The sequence below is a fragment of the Cytobacillus firmus NBRC 15306 genome, assembly GCF_001591465.1.
GTDB classification, from domain to species: domain Bacteria; phylum Bacillota; class Bacilli; order Bacillales; family Cytobacillaceae; genus Cytobacillus; species Cytobacillus firmus.
This window is the reverse complement of sequence record NZ_BCUY01000209.1, coordinates 1-1485: the sequence shown is the minus strand read 5'-3', so window position 1 is coordinate 1485 and position 1485 is coordinate 1. Positions and strand designations below refer to the sequence as shown.

At 31.6% G+C, this 1485-nt stretch carries 1 protein-coding gene and 1 pseudogene; both read right to left on the bottom strand.

Annotation, left to right across the window (positions count from 1 at the left end):
• Nucleotides 1-545 (bottom strand): annotated as a pseudogene (locus tag BFI01S_RS21850) (DUF421 domain-containing protein); the annotation flags it as partial.
• A gap of 104 nt (nucleotides 546-649) precedes the next feature.
• The gene (locus BFI01S_RS24520) at nucleotides 650-1006 is read right to left on the bottom strand and encodes a CBO0543 family protein (RefSeq protein ID WP_280525180.1); all 357 of its coding nucleotides are present in this window, start codon (nucleotides 1004-1006) and stop codon (nucleotides 650-652) included.
• Between the last annotated feature and the right edge of the window lie 479 nt (nucleotides 1007-1485).

Below are 1485 nucleotides of genomic sequence, written 5' to 3'. Positions count from 1 at the left end.
AAAATTTCCCCATCTATAATTAACGATGTTGGGAGGTCTACTGGACTTTCTGGAAGATTGAGATCTTGCTTGTCTGGTTTTTGATACTTGGATTTTAATAATAAACTTATTTGCCCATTAGCTTCCAATATACCGTATTTGACTTCGCGAACTTAAAAGACATTATTTTGACGGAGTATACTCAATACTTGATTTACATCCAATTTGTTCTTTGTAAGTAACTTTCTGTCCATAACACCATCTCGAATGATGATGTTAGGATTGCCTAATAAGAGAGAACGTGTCGATTTATTTTTTAGAGTCATAAACTCTATTCCAAACATAAGAAACGTCCACAATCCGATGGCATATAAAAAATGAAAAATCCCTACCTTATCTTCATAAATGGTATTTCCTAAAAGATCTCCAAGTACTAACACAAAAACTAAGTGAAACGGGGTTAACTGATAGATGGATGTTCTGCCTGTTATGATAATGATAAAAAATAAAGTTGCAAAACCAACGATGACTTTGATCGTCAGTAAACCAATATTAACTTCTTCCAAAGTTTTTTCCTCCAATTTAAATTTTACTTAGTTGTAAGATCTTGAGGTTTAGATAAAGAGGCTAGTTTTAGTATTAAAGCTCGAGTTACAATTCCAACAATGATTTAATATATGAATGAATATCTGTATCTCCACTCTAAATAATTAACAAGTTTGACCCACTCGCAAAAGGGTTCACCAATAAAGGCGTATGTGAGTACCATAGTGATTTGTGCGATTATAAAAATTTTCCATGTTCTAAAATATTGATATAACAACATGTAAGCTACAGGTACCATTGAAAAATCAAAAGGAAAGGCCCTGGGAATAAAAGGTAGGAGTGCAATGGGGTAATCCCAAAAACTGTATTGTGCACCAACTACATCTAATAAGGTTGTTGTCAAGATAATTATGGTACCAAATAACAAAATTTCTAAAATAATGTCTCGTTTAACAAGTTTAGCCCATATAACCCAAGGCACAACTAAAAAAACGACTAGTATCCACCATTCCCAAGTTAAAAACTCATTTTTTAGCCAACTATTTAATTCTAAATGATAGAGCTTATCTTCTAATAAACGTATTTCCTTAAGATTTTCAAATATATTATCTATTGATATCACCTCTATATTTAAATGAAAAGGTAACAGATATTTTTGAATTCAAACTCTTTGAGCTGCCTTTTTAGTATTACCGTTTTTTAGTAATGAATTTCCATCGTAAATAAGAAAAAACCCATGTTGGAAGTTCTTATAATAAACGGGTTTTCGACTTTTTTTCAAATAAGTCAGAAATATATTAAAAACAAAGTTAAATCTAGATTTAAGATAGAACAATAAAAACAGGATACATCAACTTATAATAATGGAGAAAGCACGCGAGCACCCTGTTCAACTATGCGCTCAGTCAGGGATCGTTGCAGCAAGTCTTCAATTTTTAATGGTACAGAATCAGTAAGATT